The organism is Nocardia albiluteola (assembly GCF_018860155.1).
Taxonomy (GTDB): Bacteria; Actinomycetota; Actinomycetes; order Mycobacteriales; family Mycobacteriaceae; genus Nocardia; species Nocardia albiluteola.
In genome coordinates this window covers 57,635-80,885 of record NZ_JAHKNI010000002.1, presented here as the reverse complement: position 1 = coordinate 80,885, position 23,251 = coordinate 57,635, and the positions used below count along the sequence as shown (strand labels likewise).

At 67.6% G+C, this 23,251-nt stretch carries 23 protein-coding genes; 7 read left to right on the top strand and 16 right to left on the bottom strand.

Annotated elements, in window-relative coordinates:
* Positions 1-26: 26 nt before the first annotated feature.
* The 10 genes from KO481_RS06345 to KO481_RS06300 form a co-directional block, all read right to left on the bottom strand.
* Positions 27-1,454: an MCE family protein gene (locus tag KO481_RS06345; RefSeq protein WP_215916067.1), complete on the bottom strand. Its 1,428-nt coding sequence runs from the start codon at positions 1,452-1,454 to the stop codon at positions 27-29.
* Positions 1,451-2,686, bottom strand: coding sequence for an MCE family protein (locus KO481_RS06340; RefSeq protein WP_372451927.1), 1,236 nt, complete (start codon positions 2,684-2,686; stop codon positions 1,451-1,453). Before KO481_RS06340 ends, KO481_RS06345 begins: the two co-directional genes overlap by 4 nt.
* Entirely contained in the window at positions 2,683-3,942 is a 1,260-nt protein-coding gene (locus KO481_RS06335; protein WP_245400524.1) for an MCE family protein, read from the bottom strand. The genes KO481_RS06340 and KO481_RS06335 overlap by 4 nt, the downstream gene beginning before the upstream one ends.
* Positions 3,939-4,997, bottom strand: a complete 1,059-nt coding sequence (locus KO481_RS06330) for an MCE family protein (protein WP_215916065.1) — start codon at positions 4,995-4,997, stop codon at positions 3,939-3,941. Before KO481_RS06330 ends, KO481_RS06335 begins: the two co-directional genes overlap by 4 nt.
* Positions 4,994-6,025: an MCE family protein gene (locus KO481_RS06325; protein WP_215916064.1), complete on the bottom strand. Its 1,032-nt coding sequence runs from the start codon at positions 6,023-6,025 to the stop codon at positions 4,994-4,996. Before KO481_RS06325 ends, KO481_RS06330 begins: the two co-directional genes overlap by 4 nt.
* Entirely contained in the window at positions 6,022-7,227 is a 1,206-nt protein-coding gene (locus tag KO481_RS06320) for an MCE family protein (RefSeq protein ID WP_215916063.1), read from the bottom strand. Before KO481_RS06320 ends, KO481_RS06325 begins: the two co-directional genes overlap by 4 nt.
* 5 nt (positions 7,228-7,232) lie before the next feature.
* Entirely contained in the window at positions 7,233-8,084 is an 852-nt protein-coding gene (locus KO481_RS06315; protein WP_215916062.1) for an MlaE family ABC transporter permease, read from the bottom strand.
* 4 nt (positions 8,085-8,088) lie between these two features.
* The gene (locus KO481_RS06310; protein ID WP_215916061.1) at positions 8,089-8,853 is read right to left on the bottom strand and encodes an MlaE family ABC transporter permease; all 765 of its coding nucleotides are present in this window, start codon (positions 8,851-8,853) and stop codon (positions 8,089-8,091) included.
* Positions 8,854-9,124: 271 nt separating this feature from the next.
* Positions 9,125-10,030, bottom strand: coding sequence for a 3-oxoacyl-ACP reductase (locus KO481_RS06305; protein WP_215916060.1), 906 nt, complete (start codon positions 10,028-10,030; stop codon positions 9,125-9,127).
* A 43-nt stretch (positions 10,031-10,073) separates the two neighbouring features.
* A complete protein-coding gene (locus KO481_RS06300) occupies positions 10,074-10,262 on the bottom strand; it encodes a ferredoxin (protein WP_215916059.1) in 189 nt (62 codons plus the stop codon).
* 175 nt (positions 10,263-10,437) lie between these two features.
* Between KO481_RS06300 and KO481_RS06295 the strand changes: the two genes are divergently transcribed.
* From KO481_RS06295 to KO481_RS44680, 3 genes are all read left to right on the top strand, one after another.
* Positions 10,438-11,631, top strand: coding sequence for an acyl-CoA dehydrogenase family protein (locus tag KO481_RS06295; RefSeq protein WP_215916058.1), 1,194 nt, complete (start codon positions 10,438-10,440; stop codon positions 11,629-11,631).
* A 16-nt stretch (positions 11,632-11,647) separates the two neighbouring features.
* On the top strand, positions 11,648-12,772 hold the full coding sequence (locus KO481_RS06290; protein ID WP_215916057.1) for an acyl-CoA dehydrogenase family protein: 1,125 nt from the start codon (positions 11,648-11,650) through the stop codon (positions 12,770-12,772).
* 157 nt (positions 12,773-12,929) lie between these two features.
* A complete protein-coding gene (locus KO481_RS44680) occupies positions 12,930-13,151 on the top strand; it encodes a PIN-like domain-containing protein (protein WP_215916056.1) in 222 nt (73 codons plus the stop codon).
* 246 nt (positions 13,152-13,397) lie between these two features.
* On the opposite strand, the gene KO481_RS06280 is transcribed toward KO481_RS44680, so the two are convergent.
* Positions 13,398-14,294 (bottom strand): aldo/keto reductase, encoded by an 897-nt coding sequence (locus KO481_RS06280; RefSeq protein WP_215916055.1) that lies wholly within the window; start codon positions 14,292-14,294, stop codon positions 13,398-13,400.
* 426 nt (positions 14,295-14,720) lie between these two features.
* Here KO481_RS06280 and KO481_RS06275 point away from each other — a divergent pair, with 426 nt between their 5' ends.
* From KO481_RS06275 to KO481_RS06265, 3 genes are all read left to right on the top strand, one after another.
* On the top strand, positions 14,721-15,239 hold the full coding sequence (locus KO481_RS06275) for a TetR/AcrR family transcriptional regulator (RefSeq protein ID WP_215916635.1): 519 nt from the start codon (positions 14,721-14,723) through the stop codon (positions 15,237-15,239).
* Positions 15,240-15,388: 149 nt separating this feature from the next.
* Positions 15,389-15,862, top strand: a complete 474-nt coding sequence (locus KO481_RS06270; RefSeq protein ID WP_215916054.1) for a hypothetical protein — start codon at positions 15,389-15,391, stop codon at positions 15,860-15,862.
* Between the two features lie 216 nt (positions 15,863-16,078).
* Complete coding sequence (locus tag KO481_RS06265; protein ID WP_215916053.1) at positions 16,079-16,492, top strand: VOC family protein; 414 nt, start codon at positions 16,079-16,081, stop codon at positions 16,490-16,492.
* Positions 16,493-16,498: 6 nt separating this feature from the next.
* Here KO481_RS06265 and KO481_RS06260 read toward each other — a convergent pair whose 3' ends face one another.
* On the bottom strand, positions 16,499-17,854 hold the full coding sequence (locus KO481_RS06260) for a pyridoxal phosphate-dependent decarboxylase family protein (protein WP_215916052.1): 1,356 nt from the start codon (positions 17,852-17,854) through the stop codon (positions 16,499-16,501).
* A gap of 354 nt (positions 17,855-18,208) precedes the next feature.
* Here KO481_RS06260 and KO481_RS06255 point away from each other — a divergent pair, with 354 nt between their 5' ends.
* A complete protein-coding gene (locus KO481_RS06255; RefSeq protein WP_215916051.1) occupies positions 18,209-19,552 on the top strand; it encodes a serine/threonine-protein kinase in 1,344 nt (447 codons plus the stop codon).
* A gap of 9 nt (positions 19,553-19,561) precedes the next feature.
* Here KO481_RS06255 and KO481_RS06250 read toward each other — a convergent pair whose 3' ends face one another.
* The 4 genes from KO481_RS06250 to KO481_RS06235 all read right to left on the bottom strand — a co-directional run bounded on the left by KO481_RS06250 (position 19,562) and on the right by KO481_RS06235 (position 23,123).
* The gene (locus KO481_RS06250) at positions 19,562-19,975 is read right to left on the bottom strand and encodes a DUF4189 domain-containing protein (RefSeq protein WP_245400581.1); all 414 of its coding nucleotides are present in this window, start codon (positions 19,973-19,975) and stop codon (positions 19,562-19,564) included.
* A 206-nt stretch (positions 19,976-20,181) separates the two neighbouring features.
* Positions 20,182-21,168, bottom strand: coding sequence for a sigma-70 family RNA polymerase sigma factor (locus KO481_RS06245; RefSeq protein WP_215916049.1), 987 nt, complete (start codon positions 21,166-21,168; stop codon positions 20,182-20,184).
* Positions 21,169-21,321: 153 nt separating this feature from the next.
* Positions 21,322-22,086 carry a DUF3658 domain-containing protein gene (locus KO481_RS06240; RefSeq protein WP_215916048.1) on the bottom strand — a complete coding sequence of 255 codons (765 nt, stop codon included), beginning with the start codon at positions 22,084-22,086 and terminating at the stop codon, positions 21,322-21,324.
* A gap of 59 nt (positions 22,087-22,145) precedes the next feature.
* A complete protein-coding gene (locus tag KO481_RS06235) occupies positions 22,146-23,123 on the bottom strand; it encodes an aldo/keto reductase (RefSeq protein WP_215916047.1) in 978 nt (325 codons plus the stop codon).
* Between the last annotated feature and the right edge of the window lie 128 nt (positions 23,124-23,251).

Genomic DNA, 23,251 nt, shown 5'->3' with positions numbered 1-23,251 from the left:
TGCCCGTGATTCGCTCGCAAGCTCGCTCATTGCTGCTGCTCCTCCAACATCGCCTGCAGACTGGACGGCACTGTACCCGAACCGTTCGTGGCGATATCGCCCTCGCGGTAGGTGCGGCCGTCCGGCCCGAGGAAGGTACCGGTGCCCGGATCGTATTGCCGATTCTCGAAGGACGCCGGATGGGTGGCCGCCGCCGGGGCCGGGGAATGGTCCGCGGCCGGGCCGGGCACCCCTCCGCCGATCGGCGGCAGGTTGGGGCCCTGCGGCACGTAACCGCGTGGGTCGTCGCACAGCTCCACCGAGGGCGCCCGCTTGCCGGGATGGTCGGCACACGGGAAGTTGCGGATGCCGCGCACCGCCTCCGGGGCGTTCTGCGCGACCTTGCAGTACAGGTTCGGAGGCGTGTCGGGGGTCGTGGTGTCGGCCGGCGAGCGCCACTGGCTCGGCGGCAGGAAACCCGTCAGGCAGCCCGCCGGGTCGTTCAGCCCGAGCGCGAAATCCACACGCACACCATACTTTTCGGGGTTGGTACCGCTCTTCGCGGCGGTCATCAGCGCGGACATCAACGGCGGGAACACGACCAGGACCTGTTGCAGCCCAGCGTGATAGGTGACGCCGACCTGACCGAGGCTGACCAGATTCGACAGCAGGATCGGCAGCGTCGGTTTCAGGTCCTGGAAGGTCGAGGAGATCTTCTCGGCCGAGGACGGGGTCTGCTCGATCAACTTGCGCAGCGACGGATCGTGTTGGCGCAGTTGATCGGTCACGGTCGCGAGATCGCGGGTCCATTCGTGAATCGCCGCGGCCGACTGATTCTGGGTGTCCAGCAGGGGACCGATCTTGTCCAGCAGGTCCTTGGTCTCGGCGGTGTTCGCCTTCGCCTCCTGCACCAGCAGCGAGGCGGAGTCGATGAACCTGCCCAGATCCGGGCCGGCGCCGTCGAACGCGGTGAACGCCTCGTCGATCACCTGCTGCAGCTTGGTGTCGCTGATGCTCACCAGCAGCCGGTTGGCCTGGTCGAGCATGGCGCCGACATCCTGCGGCAGCTGGGTGCGGTCGGCGGGAATAACCGCGCCGTCGGCGAGATTGCTGCTGCTCGCCGACGCCGGCGGCACCAGGTCCACATACTGCTCGCCGATGGCGGACACGCTCTTGATATCGGCGTTCACGTTGTCGGGCACCTTGGCATCGCTGTTGATCGACAGCTTTGCCTGGACGCCGTCGGGCGTGAGCACGACCTTCTCGACCTTGCCGATGTTCGTGCCGCGGTAGGCCACATTGGCCGTGGGATACAGCCCGCCGGTGGCCGGCAGATCGACCGTCACGGTGTAGCGCCCGATGCCGAAAACCATCGCCGGCAGGTGCACGTACACCCCGGCCATCACGACGATGCCGACCAGCGTCAGCACCGCGAAGATGACCAGCTGCGTCCGGACGAATCTGGTGAGCTTCATCGTCCCGAGCCTCCTTGCGGCGCAGTCGGAGCCGTCAATCCGGGGATGGACGGGAGGCCGGGGATCGCCGGCAGTCCGGGAATGCCCGGCTTGGGCGGCCCCTGCAGCGGTCCCTGCACGGGATCACCCTTCACACCGCCGGTTCCGGCGAAGGTGCCCAGCGCGGCCTCGACACCGTATTTCGCCTGCACGCCGCCGAAGTGGCCGCCGAGCGGCGTGCCGGTCAGGAAGTTCGAGTCCAGGCGCGGCGCGGTGACGTCGTAGGTGACGTAGAGGTTGAAGAAGTCGCCCTTGATCGCCTTGTCGATCTGGAAGACCGGGAAGGGGAAGGTGAACAGCGCCTGCAGCGCGGTCGTCAGGTTGTTGCCGGTGTCGGCGAGGCCCTTCAGCACCGGCCACAGATCCGCCAGCTCCGCCTTCAGGTTGTCCCCGCCCTGGTTGATGATCTGATCGACGACGGCGCTGAGATCGCCCAGCGACGTGATCGTCTTGGTGATCGTCGGGCGACGATCGGCCAGCACCGTCAGCGCTGGATGGATGTTCTGGATGGCGTTGGCCACGTCGTCCTTCTGCCGGGCCAGCACGCCGCCGAAATGATCGAGCCCGTTCATCGCGTTGATGATGTCGCCGGTCTGCTGATTCAGCGACGCCGTCAGCTGCTGCAGCTGCGGGATCAGATCGCGAATGTTGTTCTCGCGCCCGGAGAATGTCTCGTTCAGCTCGTGCGTGATGGTCTGCAGCTGCGAGATGCCGCCGCCGTTGAGCACCACCGACAGCGACGACAGCGTCTGCTCGGTGGTCGGGTAGACCCCGGCGTGGGCCAGCGGAATGAGGTCGCCGTTCTTCAGCTGTCCCTGCGGCGGGGCGTCGGTCGGGGCGGCCAGTTCGACGTGATTGCTGCCCAGCAGACTGGTCTGGCCCACGCTGGCCACGGTGTTCTCCGGCAGCTGCACGCCCTTGTCGAGGCTGACGGTGACCAGCGCGTGCCAGTCCTGGACCTCGATCGAGGTCACCGTGCCGACCGTGACGTCGTCGACCATCACCGGCGAATTGCGGGTGAGGGTGGTGACATTCGGCATCTGGATGCGCACCTGCCACGAGCCCGCGCCCGTTCCGGCCGCGCCGGGCATGGGCAGCGTGTTCAGGCCGTCCCACTGACATCCCGTGGCGCCCAACAGCACCGCGAGCCCGACCGCCGCGCCGGCAGCGCGCTTTCGCGTCCGCATCTTCATCGCCTTGCCTCCGGAACTGCCAGGCCGTTGATGCCGTTCGGCACATTGACCGGAATGCCTTGACGGGCCGCCTGCTGCGCGAGAGCAGAGGTACTGAATTCGAGCTGACTCGGGAACGCCACCTGGGTGGAGACCGGATTCAGCAGCAGCGGTGGATAATTCACCGTCAGCGAGCTGACGATGGGCGCCAGGAACTGCCGGCACAGCGCCGCGGACTTCGCGGAATCATCCGCGCCGATCGCCTCCACCGAACCACACAGGAACGCAAGCGGATTGGCCAGGTTGTCGAAGACGACGTCGCCCGCGAGGCTGCCCTGTGCGGGCTTGTAGATCTGGTAGAAGTTCGCCAGCCCGTTGGGGGCGTCGTGCAGCAGGTTCTCCAGGTTGGACTTCTTGTCGACCAGGATCTGGGTGACGTCGCCCAGCCGCTGCACGCTCTCGGTCAGGGCCGGACCGCGTTCGTCCAGGAACTGCTTGACGTCTGCGATGGCCGAGGCCAAATTGTCCAGTCCCGTGCCGAGATCCGTCGATACCCCGGACAGCACCGAGGAGACCGAGGCCAGTCGGCCACCGAACTGGACGATCTGGTCGTTGCTCTTGGACAGCACGTCGACCAGCTGCTGCAGATTGCGAATCGTGCCGAACAGGTCGCTGCGGCTGTCGGACAGGGTGCCGAGCGTGGTGGACAGCTCGTGCAGGGTGTCGCGCAGGGACTGGGCATTGCCGTTGGCGAGGTTGGCGTCGGCGGTGTTCAGGAACCGGCCGAGCGAGCCCTGCTTGTCGTTGCCCTCGGGCCCGAGGGCCTTGGACAGCTTGGTCAGTTCCGCCTTGATGTCGTCCCACTCCACCGGAACCGCGGTGCGCTCGATCGGGATCACGGCGTTGTCGTGCATCTTCGGGCCGCCGGTGTAGGCGGGGGCGAGCTGGACGAACCGGGCCGACACCAGCGAGGGCGAGATGATGACACCGCGCGCGTCGGCCGGGATGTCGACCCCGCGATCGACCGTCATCGTCACCTTCACGTTGTCCTTGCCCGGCTCGATCGAATCGATCCTGCCGACCTTGACACCGAGGATCTCCACGTTGTCGCCGGAGTAGATGCCGTTGGTCGACGGGAAGTACGCGGTGATGTGCGTCTTGCCGATATTGGTGACCGCGCCGTAGACGACCCAGCCGGCCAGGGCTACCACCAGGACCCCGGCAATGATCCGCACCCAGCGCGGCACTCGGGACATATTGCTGCGTATCGCGTTCATCGCGGCGGCGCCTCCTGTGCAGGCTTGACCTGGACCCCGCCGGCCGAGTACTCCCCGAACGTCTGCGGCAGCCGCTGCGGCCACACCAGTCCGTCGACCAGCATGCGCAGCGTCTTACTCGTCCAGTTGGACACGTACGCCTGGAAATACGGGCCGCTGCCGACCTGCTCACCGAGCGCGGCCGCGTACGGACCGACCTCGTCCAGGGCCTTGTCGAGGTTGTCCTTGTTGTTCTGCAGCAGTTGCAGCACCGAGTTCAGCTTGTCCAGTGCGGGTTTCAGCAGCGCCTCGTTGTCGTTGACGAAACCCGTGAGCTGCTGCGCCACCCCGTTGACGTACACGATCAGCTGGCTGATCGCCTGACGCCGGTTGTTCAGCTCGCCGAGCAGGTCGTTGCCGTCCACCAGCAGGCCGTCGAGCTGAGTCTTGCGATCGGCCAGGACCTTGGTGACGTTCTGCGCGTGCGCGAGCAGATCGGACAGGGCCTGGTCACGCTTGTTCAGGCTGCGCGAGAGGTCCGTGACGCCGTCCAGGGCCGACCGCAGCGGCGCCGGGGTGTCGGCGAAGGTCTGCGACAGCGTGTCGAGGGTCTTGTTCACCTGGCCCAGGTCCAGCCCCTGGACCGTGGTGGACAGGTCGCCCAGCGCGTCGGTGAGCGAGTACGGAGAGGTGGTGCGGCTCAACGGAATCGTGTCGTCGACCCGGATCGCCCCGTCGCCCGACGGCGTCACCGCCAGCGACTTGCGGCCCAGCACCGTATTCGACTTGATGGCCGCGCTGGTCGCCTTCCCCAGCCGGATCTGCTCGTCGAGCGAGAACTTCACCAGCACCTTGGCGCCGTCGAGCTTGATCGATTGGATCTTGCCCGAGCGCACGCCCGCGACCTGGACCTCGTCCCCGGGCTGCAGCCCGCCGGCATCGGCGAAGTACGCGGTGAAATCGGCGCCCGATCGTACGAACGGAAGCTTGTCGAACTGCAACGCGGACAACGCGATTGCCGTTGCCATAACGAGGCCGACGATGCCGATGTTGATCAGTGACCGGTTCTCCCTCACTTGGTCGCGCACCTTCCGGTCGTCTGGTTGCCCGGCAGATCGATCTCCCACGGCTTGCCGTCCGGACCGGTCGCGAGCGCCTGCCCGCCGCAGAAGTACATGTTCATGAACGATCCATAGGACCCGACCCGGACCAGCTGCTTGTATGCCGCCGGCAGCTTCTGGAGAATCGCCTGCACCTCGTCGGAGTGATCGTCGAGGTTGGTCGCGACCCGGCCCAGCTGGTTGAAGCTCTGGTTCAGATCGGGCCGGGCCTCCCGCAGCAGGCCCGTCAGGTCGGTTGTCGCATCGGCCAGTTTCGGCAGCGCGGCGCCGATCGGATCCCGGTCCGCGGCCAGGCCGCTGATCAGCCGCTGGAGCTCGGTCAGCGTGCTGTCGAATTCCTTGCTGTGCGCGTCGATCGTGCCCAGCACCGTGTTCAGGTCGGTGATCACGTTGCCGATCAGTGCATCCCGGTCGGCGATCGTCTTGGCGAACGAACCGCCGCTGTTCAGCAGGGCCACAAGCGCGCCGCCCTGGCCCTGAAAGACCTGCAGCAGTGCGTTCGTCAGCGAGTTCACCTGGTTGGGGTCCAGGCCGCGCAGCAGCGGCTTGAATCCGCCCAGCAGCATGTCCAGATCCAGGGCGGGCTTGGTCTGGTCGAGCCCGATGGTGCCACCCTTGGACAGCGGCTGATTGCTGCCGGGACTGTCCAGCAGTTCCAGGTAGCGGTCACCCACGAGGTTCTCGTACCGGATGGTCGCGTGGGTGCTGCGCAGCAGCTGGTACTGGCTGTCGACGTCGAAATCCACGTGCGCGAGATCGTCCTTGCCGACGTACACCCGCGTCACCGTCCCGACCGGCACACCGGCGATGCGCACCTTCGCGCCCGGCAGCATGCCGGAGGAATTGCTGAACACCGCGTGGAATCCGGTCTCGCTGGAGAACCGCATCTGATCGAAGATCACGACGAGGAAGCCCAGGACCACGATCATGACGAGGGTGAAGATCCCGACCTTGACGGTCGAGGCGTGCGGTCTGAATCTCATGGCTTCGGCACCCCCGGCAGTCCGGCGAACAGCAACTGGAACACCGACGGGCCGTTCGTGTGCCAATGCAGCTCGGGAGTCCACACCTCACCCTGGGCGGTGTCGAACACCCGGAAGTTGGAGTGGCTGCCCGGCACTCGGTTCTGCAGGTTCTCGCAGATCACGGGGCCGCTGGCGTTCACCTTCGGCAGGTCCTGCGGATAGTGGTACGGCTCGCCGCCCGGCATGAAGCCCGCGTCCAGGAGCAGGCCCTGTCCGGTGCCGCCGAAGATCCGCTGGTACAGCGCCCAGTTGTCGCCGAACGCGTTGATGACGCACGGCAGCGAGGCGCGGTCCTGATAGAGCAGGTCCGTGGTGGGCCGCAACAGATCCAGCGCCGTCACCAAGGGCTTCTGGTTGTCGGTCAGGATCGGCTGCGTGGTGTTGGCCAGGCCGATCAGATTCGCCAGCATCAGGTCGAAGTTGTGCTCCTCATCGACGATGCTCTTGCTGGTAACCGTGGCGTTGTTGGTGGTACGCAACAGATCCGGGGCCGTGTCGCCGTAGATGTTCCCCACTCCCGCGGTCGAGCGCAGATCGCGTTGCAGCGCGGGCAGACTCGGGTTGATGTCCTTCAAATAGGTATCGCTGTCGGACAGCAGCTGCCCCAGCTTGTCCCCGCGCCCCTGCAGCGCGGTGCCCAGCGCGGTCAGCGTCGCATTCAGCTTCTCCGGGTTCACCTTTGCCAGCACCTGCGTGAGCTGCTGGAACAGGGTGTTGAATTCGACGGTGACGTGCTGCGCGTCCACGGTCTGCCCGGGCCGCAGCGACTCACCCGAAGGCTGTTGCGGCGGCGTGAAATTCACGTACTTGGCGCCGAACACCGTGGTGGAGGCGATGTCCACGCCCGCGTTGGAGGGCACCAGCTTCAGCTGGTCCGGCGTGATCGCCAGCTGCAGCCGGGCGCCGTCGCCGGTGTAGGTGATCGATTGGACGGTGCCGATCTCGACACCGCGCATCTTCACCTTCGCGTCCTTGTCCATGACCAGGCCCGCGCGCGGTGCGTCGACGTAGATCGCCTCGGTGCTGGTGAATCCGCCCACGAACATGGTCAGCGCGATCGCGACCACCGCGGCCAGGCTCAGCACGAAGGCCACGCCCGCCAGCTTGATGCCGAAACCCCTTCCGCCGCCCGCCTTTTCGACAAGTCTGTTTCTCGCCATACCGCCTACCCGGAGAGATGGAAATTGCCGGAGGTGCCGTAGATGGCCAGCGAGACCAGCAGGGTCACCATCACCACCGCGACCAGCGAGGCACGCACCGCATTACCGACCGCGACGCCGACACCGACCGGACCACCCGACGCGTGGTAGCCGTAGTACGTGTGAATCATCATGACCGCCAGGGCCATGAATATCGCCTGCACGAACGACCAGAGGATGTCGCCGGGAATCAGGAACGTCGAGAAGTAGTGGTCGTACACGCCGGCCGACTGGCCGTAGATCACCACTGTCGCAAAGCGACTGGCGATGAACGAAGCGATCACCGCCAGCGAGTACAGCGGAACGATGGCGATCATCCCGGCCAGCACCCGGGTCCCGATCAGGAACGGCACCGGGCGGATCGCCATGACCTCGAGCGCATCGATCTCCTCGGACACCCGCATCGCGCCGAGCTGCGCGGTGGCGCCCGCGCCGATGGTCGCGGCCAGGCCGATGCCCGAAATCACCGGCGCCGCAATGCGCACGTTGATGAATGCCGCGAAGAAACCGGTCAGCGCCTCGACGCCGATGTTGCCCAGCGAGCTGTAGCCCTGCACCGCGATCGTGCCGCCGGCGAACAGGGTCAGGAAGCCCACGATCACCACGGTGCCGCCGATCACGGCCAGAGCGCCCGTGCCCATGCTGATTTCGGCGATCAGCCGGATGGTCTCGGTGCGATAGCTGTAGAACGCCTTGGGCACCGAACGCAGCGATTCGGCATAGAAGAGGGCGTGGCGCCCAACATTGTCGAGTGATTCGGACATCCGGCGCACGCGTCGTACCGTACGCGGGAAGCGGGCATGTATCACGGAGGCCATCTCGTCACCGCACCGTGAACTTGATGCCGGCCGCGGTGACCACCACATTCAGCACGAACAGAACCATGAAGGAGAACACCACCGTCTGATTGACCGCGTCGCCGACGCTCTTGGGCCCGCCCTTGACATTCAGGCCCAGGTAGCAGGCCGTCAGCCCGGCCGCGAGGCCGAACAGCGTGGCCTTGATTTCGGCGATGACCAGTTCGGGCAGGTGTGTCAGCAGCGTGATGCCGTTGACGAAGGCGCCGGGATTGACGCCCTGCAGGAAGACCGAGAACAGGAAACCGCCGCCGATGCCGATGACGCAGACCAGGCCGTTCAGCAGGGCCGCGACGAACATCGAGGCCAGCACCCGCGGCACCACGAGGCGCTGGATGGGGTCGATGCCGAGCACCTTCATCGCGTCGATCTCTTCGCGGATGGTGCGGGCGCCCAGATCCGCGCAGATCGCGGTGGCGCCCGCGCCGGCCACGATCAGCACGGTGACCATCGGGCCGATCTGGGTCACGGTGCCGAATGCCGCACCAGCGCCGGACAGGTCGGCCGCGCCGATCTCGCGCAGCAGAATGTTCAGGGTGAAGCTCACCAGGACGGTGAACGGGATGGCAACCAGCAGGGTCGGAATGATCGAAACCCGGGCGATGAACCATGCCTGGTCGACGAATTCACGGCGCTGAAAGGGCGGCCGGACGATCGCCCGGGCCACCTGGGCAGTGAGTTCGAAGAACCCGCCGACCGCTCGCAACGGCACGGCAAGAACCTCGTTCATTCCCGACTTCCTCCTTGCCATGCCTTGCACGTCGAGCCTGTGATGGCCGTCTCACCTTGCCATCCGCCTGAAAGATTAGAACACGTTCACTCTGTTGTCGAGCACCATTTGATGATATTGAACTGCTCTTTCTCGCCTCGCCGTAGATTCAAAGTTAGAACTTGTTCATACAGCGTAAGGAGCGCCTATGCGAGTCGCCGCACACCGTCGATCACCATGTCTACCAACTGGTGGACCGCCGATCAACCAACGCGGCGGTGGCGTCGCCTACTCAGCCGAGATCGTGCAGCGATGATGCGGAAAACGTACGCCCCGCGGGACGTTCGGCGAAATATGCGCCGAGCGTGTCCGCCAAATCCCCGGGCGCCCATTCCGCACCGGCGGCATCGAAGCGCGCCTCGACGACCGGGGCGGCCATCAGCGCCACCATCGGCCCGTAGACGACGAATACCTGACCGCTCACCGCATCCGCGGCGGGCGAGGCCAGGTACGCGACCAGGCGCGCCACATGATCGGGAGAGAGCGGATCCACGCCCTGCTCAGGCGCGTCGGAAAACACCTTTTCCGTCATCGCGGTGCGCGCCCGCGGGCAGATCGCGTTGGCGCGCACGCCATATCGCGACAGCGCGCGCGATGCGGACAAGGTCAGCGCCGTGATGCCCGCCTTGGCGGCGGCATAGTTCGGCTGCCCCTCCGGGCCGAGCAGACCGGCCTCGGACGAGGTGTTGATCAATCGGCCGTAGACCGGCGCGCCGGATTCCTTGGATTTGCCGCGCCAGTACGCGGCGGCGTTGCGCGACAACAGGAAATGGCCGCGCAGGTGCACCGCGATGACCGCGTCCCAGTCCTCGTCGGAGAGATTGAAAAGCATTCGGTCGCGGACAATTCCGGCATTGTTCACCACGATGTCGACGCCGCCGAAGGTCTCGTCGGCCGTGCGAATCAATGCATCGGCAGTGGTTCGTTCCGCAATACTCCCCGCGACGAATTCGGCCTTGGCGCCCAGTGCGCGAATATCCGCGAGCGTCGCAGACACCGCGTCGTTTTCGACAAGATCATTGACGACGACCGAGGCGCCGGCCGCGGCCAAGGCAAGCGCCTCCGCCCGCCCCAGCCCGGCGCCCGCGCCCGTCACAATCGCTGCTTTGCCGGCCAGGGTCAGATCAGATTCACTCACGCCCCGACTCTAGAACGTGTTCCAGTTAACGGCAAGCATCGGCTCAGACGAGCTTCAGCGCCGCCTTGGGGCACTGGGCGACCGCGGTCTTCACAGCCTCGAGCTGATCGGCGGCCACGTCACCCGAGGCGACGTGCAGGTTGTCCTCGTCATCGAGTTCGAACACGTCGGGGGCGTATCCGACGCAGATTCCGTTGGCCTCACACTGGTCGAAATCGACGCTGACCTTCATTGATATCTCCTTCACCGCAGGTGACACCGAGCCTACAAGCCCGCCCGCGACGAGGCGAAGACTCCGGCCCGATTCCAGGTCCATACTGGAACATGTTTCAGTAGTTGTGCAATGATCGGGACAACCGCCTAGCCCATGTCGGCTAGCTATCGAACGAACAACGAGGTTAACCGCTATGCGGATTGCGTATACCCCGCAACAAGAAGAGCTACGCGCGGAGCTGCGTGAATACTTCGCCAAGCTCATCACCCCCGAGCGCCGCGCCGCGCTGTCCTCGCAGACCGGCGAGTACGGCGAGGGCAATGTCTACCGCGAGGTCGTCGCGCAGATGGGCGCCGACGGCTGGCTCGCGCTGGGCTGGCCGAAGGAGTACGGCGGGCAGGACCGCTCGACGATGGATCAGCTGATCTTCACCGACGAGGCCGCCATCGCGGGCGCGCCGGTGCCGTTCCTGACCATCAACTCGGTCGCGCCGACGATCATGCACTACGGCACCGAGGAGCAGAAGAAGTTCTTCCTGCCCAAGATCGCCGCCGGTGAGCTGCACTTCTCCATCGGTTACTCCGAGCCGGGCGCGGGCACCGACCTAGCCTCGCTGCGCACCTCCGCGGTGCGTGACGGCGACGACTGGATCATCAACGGCCAGAAGATGTGGACCAGCCTGATCCAGTACGCCGACTACATCTGGCTGGCCGCGCGCACCGATCCGACGGCCAAGAAGCACAAGGGCATCAGCATGTTCATCATGCCGACCACCGCCGAGGGCTTCTCCTGGACGCCGGTGCACACCATGGCCGGTCCGGACACCAGTGCGACCTACTACCAGGACGTGCGGATCCCGCACAAGGACATGGTCGGGCCCGAGAACGGCGGCTGGTCGCTGGTCACGAACCAGCTCAACCACGAGCGCGTCGCGCTGACCTCGGCCGCGCCGCTGCAGCTCGCGCTCGCCCAGACGGTGGACTGGGCCAAGAACAACAAGGACTCCAACGGCGGCCGCGTGATCGACAGCGAGTGGGTGCGGCTGAACCTGGCCCGCGTGCACGCCAAGGTCGAATACCTGAAGCTGCTGAACTGGGAAATTGCGTCCGGAGCGGATGCGGGCGGCGACTCCGCGCCCAAGCCGTGGAACGCGTCCACGTGCAAGGTGCTCGGCACCGAGCTGGCCACCGAGGCCTACCGCTCGCTGATGGAGGTCCTGGGCCCGCAGGCCTACCTGCGCCAGGACTCGGCGGGTGCGCAGCTGCGCGGGCGACTCGAGCGCATGCACCGCGCCTGCCTGATCCTCACCTTCGGCGGCGGCACCAACGAGGTGCAGCGCGACATCATCGCCATGACCGCCCTGAAGCAGCCGGCCTCGGCACGCTAGAAAGCCAGGAATCACAATGGATTTCACTCAGACAGAGGCGCAGCAGGATCTGGCCCGGCTCACCGCCGAGGTGACCGGCAAGCTCGTCACCGCCGACCGGCTGCGCGAATTGGACAGGAACACCGACGCCGCAGGCAACCCGACGCTGCGCTTCGACGAAACGCTGTGGAGTTCGCTCGCTGAGACCGGCGTGCTGGCCGCGGCCCTGCCCGAGTCGGTGGGCGGCAGCGATCTCGGCGTGCTGGAGCAGACCGCGATCCTGCGCGAGCTCGGCAGGGCCGTCGCGCCGGTGCCGTACCTGTGGTCGATCGTGCTCGGCGCGGCCGCGCTGGCGCAGTTCGGTTCCGAGGCGCAGCGCGCGCTGGCCGCCGAGGCCGCCTCGGGCGCAACGATTCTCACGGTCGCGCTGAGCGAGGAGCGCAACTGGGAGCCCGCCAAGCCCGTGACCACCGCCGCCGAGGACGGCGGCTGGCGCATCACCGGCCTCAAGACCACCGTGCCGTTCGCCCGGCAGGCCTCGCGAATCCTGGTGCCCGCCACAGTGTCCGGTGCGGCGGCCGTCTTCCTGGTCGATCCGTCCGATGCGAGTGTGCGCATCGCCGATCAGATCGTCACCGACCGCTCCCCCGAGGCCGAGCTCGAATTCTCCGGCACCCCGGCGGAATTGGTCGGCACCGTCGAGCAGGGCGCGGAAATCCTGGAGTGGCTGCTGAACCGGGCCTGGCTGGGCCTGGCCGCGCACCAGCTGGGCGTGGTGGAGAAGGGCCTCGAGCTGGTCGCCGACTACGCCCGCGAGCGCGAGCAGTTCAACAAGAAGATCGGCAGCTTCCAGGCCGTGGCCCAGCGCCTGGCCGACGGGTACATCGACGTGCAGGGCGTGCGACTGGCCGTGCAGCAGGCCGCCTGGCGGCTGGCCGAGGGCCTGCCCGCGACCTCGGAGGTCCACACTGCGAAGTTCTGGGCGGCCGAGGCCGGTCATCGCGTGGCACACACCGTGGTCCACGTGCACGGCGGCGTGGGCATCGACCGCGACCACATCGTGAACCAGTTCTTCACCGCCGCCAAGCACAACGAATTCGCCCTCGGCGGGGCGACGGACCACCTGCGCGCCCTGGGTGCGCAGCTGGCCGAGAGCCACTGACTCGGGTTTTCACACGACGCCCGCACCGGACCCTGTCGGGATCCGGTGCGGGCGTTCGGCTTTCGGAGATCGGGCGTTACTACCCCACCGTGGATCCGAGTGACGTGCCGGACGCCGTCGACTTCGAGCGGCAGATCGCACAGATCCGGCGGCCCGCGTGAAATTCTTCCTCGACGAAAACCTTCCACAGGCACTCTCGGACCACCTTCTATCAATCTTTCGGCCACATGAGTTCGTCGGTGTCCAGGATCTGAATACGAAGGGTGTGCAGGACATCGAGCTCTTTCGAATCGTTGCGGAAGCCGGCTGCGAGGTCTTCGTCACCGCCGATCTCGCAGGAGTTGTTCTCCCGCCCAAGGGATTTCGCCCAGCTTGGTGAGCTGATGCGCAACGAGGGCCGCACCCCGGAGGGCATCGGGTGGTCTCCGCGGCATGGGTCGCCGCCGCCACGACGAATATGATTCCCGCGTAGGACGCGGGCGACGCACAACCCTGCGGCTACAAATACCAATGGCGCAGCGGCGCGACGCCGGACGGCGCAGTCCTGAACCGGCTGGGCGACTGTTCCTGACCCGCGGTCGGCTGCATTGTTAGAGCAGACCGGAACCGCGGCGGACTGTCCCGTCTACGCGATGCTGTCGAGCGTCGCGATCAGGTCCGGCGGCAGGACGACATCCCCCGCCGCCAGGTTTTCGTCGAGGTGGGCGATGTTGGAGGTGCCGGGAATGAGCAGTGTGTTGGTGTAGTGGGCCAGTTGCCAGGCCAGCCCGATCTGCGCCGGGGTGGCATCGAGGGCCGCGGCGGCCTCCCGCACGGCCGGATGGTCGGTAACCTTGGCCAGCCCCTCGAAGGCGGAGCCGAGGGGGAAATAGGGAACCCACGCGATGGAATGCGCGCGGCACAGGTCCAGCACCGGCTCTGCCGAGCGCGCGAGCATGTTGTACATGTTCTGGACGCACACGACGCCCGCGGGGAGCGCCCGGCGCAACTGATCGGTGTCGACGTGACTCAGGCCGATTCCGGCGATCTTCCCCTCGTCCCGCAGCGCGATCAGCTCGGCCAGCTGGTCGTCGAGGTCGACGATCTGGTCGCCCTCGGCGATGATGCCCGGCGGCATGTCCGTCCGGCGCAGGTTGACCACACCCAGGGTGTGCACGCCCAGCGCCTTCAGGTTGGCCTCCACCTGTTCGCGCAGCTCCCGCGGCCGCTGCGCGGCCAGCAGGCGCGCGGCCTCGTCGTACACCGCGCCGACCTTCGTGGCCAGCACCAGATCCTCCGGATATGGCGCGAGCGCCCCGCGAATCAGGTCGTTGACCACGCCAGCCCCGTAGAACTGGGCGGTGTCGATGTGGTTGACACCCCGCTCGACGGCGCGGCGCAGGACGGCGGTGGCGGCCTGCTTGTCGTAGGTGCGGCCGTGATGATCGGCGAGCTGCATGGCGCCGTATCCGATGCGCGCGACGCGCACGTCCCCCAGCCGACCGGTGCCGCCGGGTGCGGAAATCTCCTGATGAGCTGCCATCTGCGCATTCCTGTTCCGGATGGGATAGTGGAATCGAAGCTATGCGGAGGAACCTCCGCATAGACACGAGCCTAACAGAAACGGAGGGCCCTCCGCTTGTCTTCCGGTAATCGCGACGCCCGAGCGAGCCGCCTACCCGTCGAAGCCCCCGCGGACGCCGCCACCCCGACGGCTCCCCGGTCTGCCGCCGCCCTGCCGACGGACGCACGGTCCGTCACCCCGACGGCTCCCCGGTCCGCCGCCGCCTCGCCGACGGACGCACGGTCCGCCGCCCCCTCGCCGACATCTGCGCGGTCCGCACCCCCTTCGCGGACGGACGCCCGATCCGCCGCCCCTTCGCCGACGGCTGCCCGGCGGGCCGTCTCTGCACCGCCGAGCACCGGCGGCAAACCCACGCGCGCCGACGCCGAACGCAACCGCCGGCGCCTGCTCGAGGTCGCGCGCGCGGCCTTCACCTCCGGCGAGAAGGTGGCGCTGGAATCGATCGCCCGGGAGGCCGGCGTCGGCATCGGCACCCTCTACCGCCACTTCCCCACCCGCGAGGCACTCGTCGAGGCCGTCTATCGCGCCGAGCGCCGCCGCCTGTGCGATACCGCCATCGAATTCGCCGCCGCGCTCACCCCCGAGGACGACGCCGCGACCGCCCTGCGCAGCTGGATGGACCGCTTCGGGGACTATCTCGCGGCCAAACGCGATATGGCCGAGGCTCTCCGGGAGATCATCGCCTCCGGGGCAATCACCGCCGAGGAGGCGCGCGCCGAGCTGTCCAGCGCCATCGGGAGCCTGCTCGACGCCGGAATCGCCTCGGGCACACTGCGAGACGACGTCCAAGCCCAGGACGTGGTGGCCAGCCTGGTGGGAATCTTCCTGGCCTGCGGACGACCGGAGCAGCGCGAGCAGGCCGGGCGCATGATGGATCTGCTGATCGCCGGGCTGCGCCGATGACGGTGCCGCCGAACATGTTCCGCGACTGGCCGGGCCGCGCGACGGTCGCGCGCTCTCAGCAAGTTCACAGCGCCATCCCCCTAAGTTATTGGGGTTCACAGCTTTTACTTACCCGTGGCACATAGACCGCTCAGAGCAAGGACAACTCCATGAACAGAATATTCACCCGAGTCTTCGCCGTCGCGGCAACGGCAGGCTGCCTCTGTGTACCGGCGGTGGCCGCGGCGAACGCCGCCGCGCCCGCACAGCCGACCGTTCGTCCCGTGGACGCCTGGTCCGACTACAACAGTGCCGACAACGCGTGGCACGCGCAGAGCCAGGCCGCCGAGGGGCAGGGCGCGGCCGCCGGGGCCGGGATCGGCTGCCTGGTCGGCGGCGGAGTCGGCGGGGCCGCGGGTGTTGGCGTCGGGTTGGGCGTCGCCTCGATACCGCTCGGAATCGGCGGCGCCGTCGTCGGGTGCGGTGTCGGCGCGGCCACGGGCGCGGCGATCGGCGCCATCGCGGCCGGTAGCAACCCCGCGCTGCTGGCACAGGAGCAACACCTGAAGGACCAGTGCTACCAGGTGAAACCGGCCCTGGAGTGCTCGAACGAATGGAACCCTCCCTCCTACGACGACAACTGACCCGCCTGCGCCACATCGGAAGTGATGCCCGGCGGCGTGGTCGACATCGGAAGTGATGCCCGGCAGCGTGGTCGACATCGGAAGTGATGCCCGGCAGCGCGGTCGACATCGGAAGTGATGCCCGGCAGCGCGGTCATCCGATGAGTTTTCGCGGCCTGGATCGTCGGTATTGGTGACAACCTTCCGACTGTCCGGGCGTCCGGGGAGAGGACCGACATGGCCAGCAAGATGATCTTCATCAACCTGCCCGTCGCTGATCTGGAGCGGTCCAAGACCTTCTACGAGATGCTGGGCTGGAAGGTGAATCAGGAGTTCACCGACGACAATGCGGCCTGCGTCGTCATCGACGACAACATCTGCGTGATGCTGCTGATCGAGCCGTTCTTCGAGAACTTCACCCAGCGCCCGCTGTCGGACACCACCATCACGATCGGATCCATCTACGGGCTCGCGCTGGGGAGCACGCACGAGGTCGACGAGCTCACCGAGGCCGCGATCCGGGCCGGCGGCACCGAGGAGGTCAATCCGGACAAGCGCGCGCTGGAACAGCAGGCCGGCATGTACAGCCGCACCTTCATCGACCCGGACGGGCATCAGTGGGAGTCGTTCTGGATGAACTATCCGCGCTGAGACGCCTCAGGCGCCCAGGGCCGCGCAGACGCGGTCGACGTCGGCGAGGGTGGTGCGCCAGTTGCTGAAGGCGGCGCGGATCGCCGGCGCGCCCTGATACACGGTGGGCGTCAGGAATGCCTCGCCGCTGCGGGTCAACTCCTCCAGAACCGCAGCGACACGCTCGGTGGTGACGGCACCGGAGAGGGTGAAGCACACGACGTTCAGCCGGACCGGAGCCAGCAGCCGCCACCGGGGGTTGCGCTCGAGCCGCGCGCCCATCTCCCGGGCACACTCGATGGCGCGCTCGACGATCTCCCGGTACCCCGACCGTCCGTAGGCCTCCAGCGTGAACCAGGCCGGCAGGGCGCGCAGCCGGCGGGAGGTCTCCGGCGTCAGATGCATGAAATCCGGTGTGGCGCCGGGCGTTCCGAGATAGGGAGACACATTCTCGAATACCCGCAGCTGCAGATCCTGCCGCCGGGTGAACTGCACGGCCGAGTCGTACGGCACGTTCAGCCACTTGTGCAGGTCGACGCAGACCGAGTCGGCCTCGGCCCAGCCGTCCAGCAGCGGCGCGTGCGCGGGTGATGCGGCCGCGAAGCCGCCGAAGGCCGCATCCACGTGCAGCCAGAAGTCGTGGCGGGACTTCAGCGCCGCAATGGCCCGGATATCGTCGAAGTCAACGGTATTGACGGTCCCGGCATTGGCCACGACGATCGCCGGTCCGGCCGCGAGCTCCCGTTCCAGTGCGACGATGTCGACGGCCTCGCGCCCGGGCAGCGTCGCCACCGACACGAGCCGCCTGCGGCCGATACCCAGCACCGACAGCGACTTGCCGATGCTGGAGTGAGGCGTGCCGGACAACACCCGCACCGGTGCGGTCACCCCCTCCTCGGCGGTGGACGCCCCGCGCAGCGACCCGAGCCACTCCCGCCCGATCGCCAGCCCGACCAGGTTCGACATGGTTGCCCCGGTCACGAAGGCCCCGGGCATATCCAGCCCGAACAACTCGCCGAGCCGGGCCACCGTCTCCCGTTCCAGCGCCGCTGCGGCGGAACCGACCGCGCCGTGCGCGTTCTGATCCAGCGCCGCGGTCAGCCAGTCGCCGGACAGCGCGGCCGGGGTCGTGCCGCCGGTGACGAACCCCAGGTAGCGGGGTCCGGCACTGGCGGAAAACCCCGGCTCCCAACGAGATTCGAACGCCCGCAGCGCGGCCCGCAGACCGCCGCCGTCCTCGGGCAGCGCGGCCGCCACGTGTTCGACCGCGGCCGCGGTGACGGGCCGCTCGTCGAGTCCGGCGAGAATCCGCGCCGTATAGGTGCGGGTCTCCTCCAGCAGCGCGGGCAGTTCGGCAAGATCGTGCGCCAGTGCTTCGAACATCAGCCAACGGTAGTACCTCGGCCGGCGGGGAATTCGAGGGATGTCGGCGTTGACCTGCATGGAATGGCAGTGATTTCCCCATGGCCGCGCCTCGATCGGGAACAACCTCCCTGGGTGCCGACGAAACTGCCCTCGATGCCTTTGCGGCCTGCGCCAGCCGCCGAAATCTGGGCTGACCGCACCCAGCCCCGCACCTGGCACCGAGTTCACTGCCCTATGCGCCACAATCGGATGCGGCAGGGCGAACCCGTTGAAGCGTAGGCAGTGCCGGGTATCGACGGTTGCCTTCCTCCTTCGTTGAAGCCGCACTCCTGTTAGGGTGCACGGACTTATGCGTATGCCGGGGAGGGCGTAGTGGGGTTGCAGCCGGGTGCCGAGTTTGCCGGGTTCACGGTCGAGCGAGTGGTCGGGTCGGGCGGCATGGGCACGGTGTATCTGGCCCGACAGCCGCGATTGCAGCGGCTAGTCGCGCTGAAGGTGCTTGCCGAATCCTTCAGCGCCGCACCGAAGACGCGCGCGGCGTTCGACCGCGAGGCGGCGCTTGCCGCGGGGCTGGATCACCCGAATATCGTCCCGGTGTACGACCGCAGCGCCGTCGACGATCCCGAGCTGTGGCTGACAATGCGCTATATCGACGGCGGTGACGCGGCCGCACTGCTCGACGCCACCCCGGACGGGCTGGCCCCCGACCGCGTGGTGCGGCTGATCACCGATGCCGCGGGAGCGCTGGACCACGCCCATGCGCGGGGCGTGCTGCACCGGGACGTGAAACCGGCGAATCTGCTCATCGAGAACAACCAGCGCCTCGGCGAACGCGCGATGCTCACCGATTTCGGTATCGCCCGCACTCTCGACGACACCGTCACCCTGTCCGGCATCGCCGCGAGCTTCGCCTATGCCGCACCGGAGAGGTTCACCAATGCGCCGTCGGACCACAGCGCCGATATCTATTCGCTGGGCTGCACCCTTTTTCAGCTGCTGACCGGGCAGCCGCCGTTCCCACGCAAGGATCAGGCCGCCGTGGTCGGCGCGCATCTGACCGAGCCACCGCCCGCACCTAGCGAGCTGCGACCCGAATTGCCCGCCGAGCTCGACGCCGTGATCGCCACCGCGCTGGCGAAGGCGCCGCGGGAGCGGTACCCCAGCTGCCTCGCCCTCGCCGAGGCGGCGGCGTACGCCCTGACGACACCCGCTTCGGCGACGCGCCCGCGAGCACGCCGCCGGACCAGCGTTCCGGGTGGTCCGAGGCAGTTCGAGACGGTCACCGCCAGTTCCATCGGGGATACGGTATGGCCGGTGCATATCAGCCCCGGACTACATGTGACACCTCGCGGCTCGCGCCGTCGACGGAGGGTCGCGATAGGGGCGGGCATGCTACTGGCCGCTGCGGGCCTTGCGGTCGGCCTCACGTTCGCCCTCCGCAGCGAGTCCGAATCAGCCCACACTCCGACGTCGGTAGCCGTTGCACCGCAACGGACTTCATCATCGGCCGTTCCGATCCGGAGTACCTCCCAACCGGCAGCGCCGCCCACCGGAACGCCGTCGACCGACATCCCGCTGTCCATCGCCGCGCAGCCCAGTGAGCAGCAGACCGCCGAACAACCGCAGCCCGCGATCCCCGCGCCGGCGCGCGGCCTCACGTCCTCCCAACCGCCACCGGTGGTTCCGCAGACGCGGTCGTTTCAGTGGTCCGGGTAACGCCGCGTCCTAGCGGACGTTCGACGTGCAAATGGTGTCCAGGACGAACGCGGGCTTCGTCACCTTCGTGAGCGACATGTTGAGGACCGAGCTCTCGCGCCGCATGGCATCGTGTTCCGCACCGGCGGCCGTGTAACCAACTCCGACAAAGTAATCCGGCCCCGGACCCAGCAATTCCTGCTCGTCGCGTTCGACCACCGAGCCGCACGCGTTGTGGATCCGTGCCTTGATCGTGCAGCTGAGAATAGCCCCCTTCTCGCACGAGTCCAGCGCGGCCTGGTCGGCCTCAATCTGGTCCGGATAGTCCTTGGCCTCGCCGACGTTGCGATGCCCGAGGGCGATGGCGGCGTACAGATTGCCCTCGGCCGCGTGCGCAGTCCCGGGCACGACGGCCACCAACGCTCCGGTACCGGCAATCACCATGGCCAGCACGGACTTTCCCAACAACGACATGCGGCAACCCCCACGGTCGAAAACCTGTCCCTGAGCGATCATCGCGGCAATCGCACCGACTGTCCACCCCCGTTCTCCGCCCCGCCGGGACGCATCGCCCCGGACGAGCCGTTCGCCTGGGGGCCGGATTCACCGACGGGCAGCGAGCCGACGAGTTCCCCAGCGCCGCATCACGACTACACCCGCAGCTCCGGTGGCAGGCCGAACAGCGGGAACAAGCGCTCGTGGTCGAGGAAGAAGTTCAGGCCCATGATCCGGTCACCGTCGAGTTCCAGGACGATGACGGCCCATGGTTCCAGCACGCCGGACACCTCGCTCGGCTTGTACTGGCCGAAGGCGGGCAGGCCGTTCGCGCCCTCGAGCGGGATGAGCCGGGAGCCGCGGCAGCCGTCGGGGCCGGGGCTGGTCATGAACGCGGCGACATCGGCCGGACCGGACACCCAGAGTGGCAGCGGCGGCATCGACAGCGCCACATCCTGTTTGAGCAGGGCGGTGAGGGCGTCCATATCGTAGGCCTCGAAGGCCTGGACGAAGCCGTCGACGAGTTTGCGCTGCTCGGAATCGGATTCGTCGTAGGAGCTGCCCTCGGCGGGCTGCACCTTGGACATGGTGGCGCGGGCCCGCTGCAGGGCGCTGTTGACCGAGGCGGGCGACATGGTGAGCAGGTCGGCGGTCTCGTTGGCGGAGAAGCGCAGCACCTCGCGCATGATCAGGATCGCGCGCTGGGTGGCGGGCAGATGCTGCACCGCGGCCACGAAGGCCAGGCGCAGCGAATCCTTCGCGGTGGCGTGCTCGGCCGGATCGGCGCCGAAGGCCAGGCCGTTCGGAATCGGCTCGATCCAGACGTAGTCCGGCTGCGGCGGCGGCATCGGGCTGTCCGGACGCGAGGGACCGGACAGATCCATCGGCCGGGCCCGCCGCTGCGGGCCATCCAGCATGTCCAGGCAGACATTGGTGGTGATCTTGTAGAGCCAGGACCGGACGCTCGCCCGGCCCTCGAACGAGTCGTACGCCTTCCACGCCCGGGTGAACGCCTCCTGCACGGCGTCCTCGGCCTCGAACGACGAACCCAACATCCGGTAGGCGTAAGCACACAGCTCCCGCCGATACCCCTCGAACTGCTGCAGCACCTCTTCGATGGCGACAGAACGCGACTCGGTCATGATCCCTCGCTATCGCCCGGCCGGGCAGCTACATTGATCGGTCATTCCCACACTGTGGCATAGGGCACCGACAAGTAAACACCCCCGCTTTCGGGGCTACGACACTTCAAACGTGACGTGGGACACTCTCAGGGTGTGACCTCCGGGCCCTGATCAGCGCGGCACTCGCCGTATCCGGCACATCCGCGCCGTCAACGGGTCGCCCTCGGCGGCCAAAACCCCGGAATCAATCAGGGCAACAACGCGCTGTTGCAACACGTAGTCGTGTGTCTCGGCCGGATACCCACCCATGGCCTCGGCGATCACCCTGGGCATCGGCGCCGGCTCCGCGGGGACATGAGAAACGATGACCTCGTCGAACCAGTCGATCGGCGCGGACACCAGCCGCCCGTCGGACATCACGCGCAATGGTGCGTTCTCCGCCCGCAACACCGCCCACTGCCGCACCAACTCCTCGCGCTCGGTGGCGTCGAGCGCTCGCTCGGACCCCAGCAGGGCCCCGATCTCCGAGGGTGGCAACGCGGCGGCCCGCCCCGCCGCAGCGGCCGGCTCCCGCGGCCCGCTCACCTCGATGACGTGCAGCGACCGCATCCGGAAAAAGTCGACCAAATACAGATAGGTGGCGAACTCCTGCGGGGACCGCCGACCGACCCAGAGCACGATCCGAACGTCCGGCCCGAGTGCGGCAAGCCGCGGCAGGTCGAGCTCGAACGACTCTCCCCAGCCCGACACCCGGCGCCCGAAGTCTCCGGTGACCGCACTGGTCCACCACTCGCGCCGGTCGGCTCCATCGATCGGTCCGTAGCTCAAATCGTCGCTACACGCGACCACCTCCACCTCGCCCGCCCCGGCGGCATCAAGCGCGGTACGAATCGAGGCCGCCGAGGAGCCGTTCGGCGCGACATGCACGGTCGTCATGCCGTCATTGTGCCCCAAGCGATTTCGAGACGCCCGAAGCCGCGCAGCGACTGCCGCACCTACGAGCGCGAGGTGCCGTGCGCGGCGAAGGACTGCCGGTCCCCGGCCCACCCGTCGGCGGGGACGATCTTCTCCAGCTCGGCGAGGTCGTCGGCGGTCAGGTCGGCCGCGGCCGCGGCGGCATTCTCGACGATGCGCTGGGCGCGACGGCTGCCGGGGATGGGCACCACATCGGGCCCCTGGGCCAGCAGCCAGGCCAGGGCCAGCTGGCCCGCGGTGAGACCGAGGCGGGCGGCCAAGTCGCGCAGCGCGCCCACCTGGGCCATGTTGCTGGCCAGGTTGTCGCCGGAGAAGCGCGGATCGTTGCGGCGGAAATCGCTGGCGGTGACCGTCGTGGTGTCGAGGGTCGCGGTGAGCAGGCCGCGGCCCAGCGGGCTGTAGGGCACCAGCGCGATGCCCAGCTCGCGCGCGGCGGGGACGACGTCGCTCTCGGGTTCGCGCCACAGCATCGACCATTCGAACTGCACCGCGGCGATCGGATGCACCGCGGCGGCCTGCGCGAGCTGTTCCGGGGTGGCCTCGGAGATGCCCAGGTGCCGAACCTTGCCCGCGGCGACCAATTCGGCCATGGCGCCGATGGTTTCGGCGACCGGCACCTCCGGGTCGATGCGGTGCAGGTAGTACAGGTCGATGACCTCGCGGTCGAGCCGGGCCAGCGAGGCATCGCAATACTCGCGCACCCGTTCGGGTTTCGCGTCCAGGTACACGCCGTTCTCACCGCGCACGATGCCGAATTTCGTTGCGACCCGGACACTGTCACCCGCATCACGCAGTGCGCGCGCGAGCAGCCGCTCGTTGTGCCCGGCGCCGTAGCTCTGCGCGGTATCGAAGAGGGTGATGCCGGAGTCGATCGCGGTGTGAATCGCCGCGACCGACTCATCGTCGTCGGTGGCGCCGTACCCCTGCGAGAAGCCCATACATCCCAGGCCGACGGCCGAGACGCCGAGTCCGTTGCCGCCTAGTTCGCGTTGCTGCATGCCACAATCCTGGCCGGAAAACTCCGGCCGCGCCAATAGGCAGGCCGATACGATTCATCGGCACACCAATGGATCCGAGCACGCCGGCCACGACGTCGGCTCGATCCCACGCGGTCCCGCCGCCTGTG

Bases quoted from the DNA above. Each gene is read 5' to 3' on its own strand.
- KO481_RS06345 (WP_215916067.1), bottom strand. From the start codon at position 1,454: ATGAAGCTCACCAGATTCGTCCGGACGCAGCTGGTCATCTTCGCGGTG.
- KO481_RS06340 (WP_372451927.1), bottom strand. From the start codon at position 2,686: ATGAAGATGCGGACGCGAAAGCGCGCTGCCGGCGCGGCGGTCGGGCTC.
- KO481_RS06335 (WP_245400524.1), bottom strand. From the start codon at position 3,942: ATGAACGCGATACGCAGCAATATGTCCCGAGTGCCGCGCTGGGTGCGG.
- KO481_RS06325 (WP_215916064.1), bottom strand. From the start codon at position 6,025: ATGAGATTCAGACCGCACGCCTCGACCGTCAAGGTCGGGATCTTCACC.
- KO481_RS06320 (WP_215916063.1), bottom strand. From the start codon at position 7,227: ATGGCGAGAAACAGACTTGTCGAAAAGGCGGGCGGCGGAAGGGGTTTC.
- KO481_RS06315 (WP_215916062.1), bottom strand. From the start codon at position 8,084: ATGGCCTCCGTGATACATGCCCGCTTCCCGCGTACGGTACGACGCGTG.
- KO481_RS06310 (WP_215916061.1), bottom strand. From the start codon at position 8,853: ATGAACGAGGTTCTTGCCGTGCCGTTGCGAGCGGTCGGCGGGTTCTTC.
- KO481_RS06300 (WP_215916059.1), bottom strand. From the start codon at position 10,262: ATGAAGGTCAGCGTCGATTTCGACCAGTGTGAGGCCAACGGAATCTGC.
- KO481_RS06295 (WP_215916058.1), top strand. From the start codon at position 10,438: ATGCGGATTGCGTATACCCCGCAACAAGAAGAGCTACGCGCGGAGCTG.
- KO481_RS06290 (WP_215916057.1), top strand. From the start codon at position 11,648: ATGGATTTCACTCAGACAGAGGCGCAGCAGGATCTGGCCCGGCTCACC.
- KO481_RS06280 (WP_215916055.1), bottom strand. From the start codon at position 14,294: ATGGCAGCTCATCAGGAGATTTCCGCACCCGGCGGCACCGGTCGGCTG.
- KO481_RS06270 (WP_215916054.1), top strand. From the start codon at position 15,389: ATGAACAGAATATTCACCCGAGTCTTCGCCGTCGCGGCAACGGCAGGC.
- KO481_RS06265 (WP_215916053.1), top strand. From the start codon at position 16,079: ATGGCCAGCAAGATGATCTTCATCAACCTGCCCGTCGCTGATCTGGAG.
- KO481_RS06260 (WP_215916052.1), bottom strand. From the start codon at position 17,854: ATGTTCGAAGCACTGGCGCACGATCTTGCCGAACTGCCCGCGCTGCTG.
- KO481_RS06250 (WP_245400581.1), bottom strand. From the start codon at position 19,975: ATGGTGATTGCCGGTACCGGAGCGTTGGTGGCCGTCGTGCCCGGGACT.
- KO481_RS06245 (WP_215916049.1), bottom strand. From the start codon at position 21,168: ATGACCGAGTCGCGTTCTGTCGCCATCGAAGAGGTGCTGCAGCAGTTC.
- KO481_RS06240 (WP_215916048.1), bottom strand. From the start codon at position 22,086: ATGACGACCGTGCATGTCGCGCCGAACGGCTCCTCGGCGGCCTCGATT.
- KO481_RS06235 (WP_215916047.1), bottom strand. From the start codon at position 23,123: ATGCAGCAACGCGAACTAGGCGGCAACGGACTCGGCGTCTCGGCCGTC.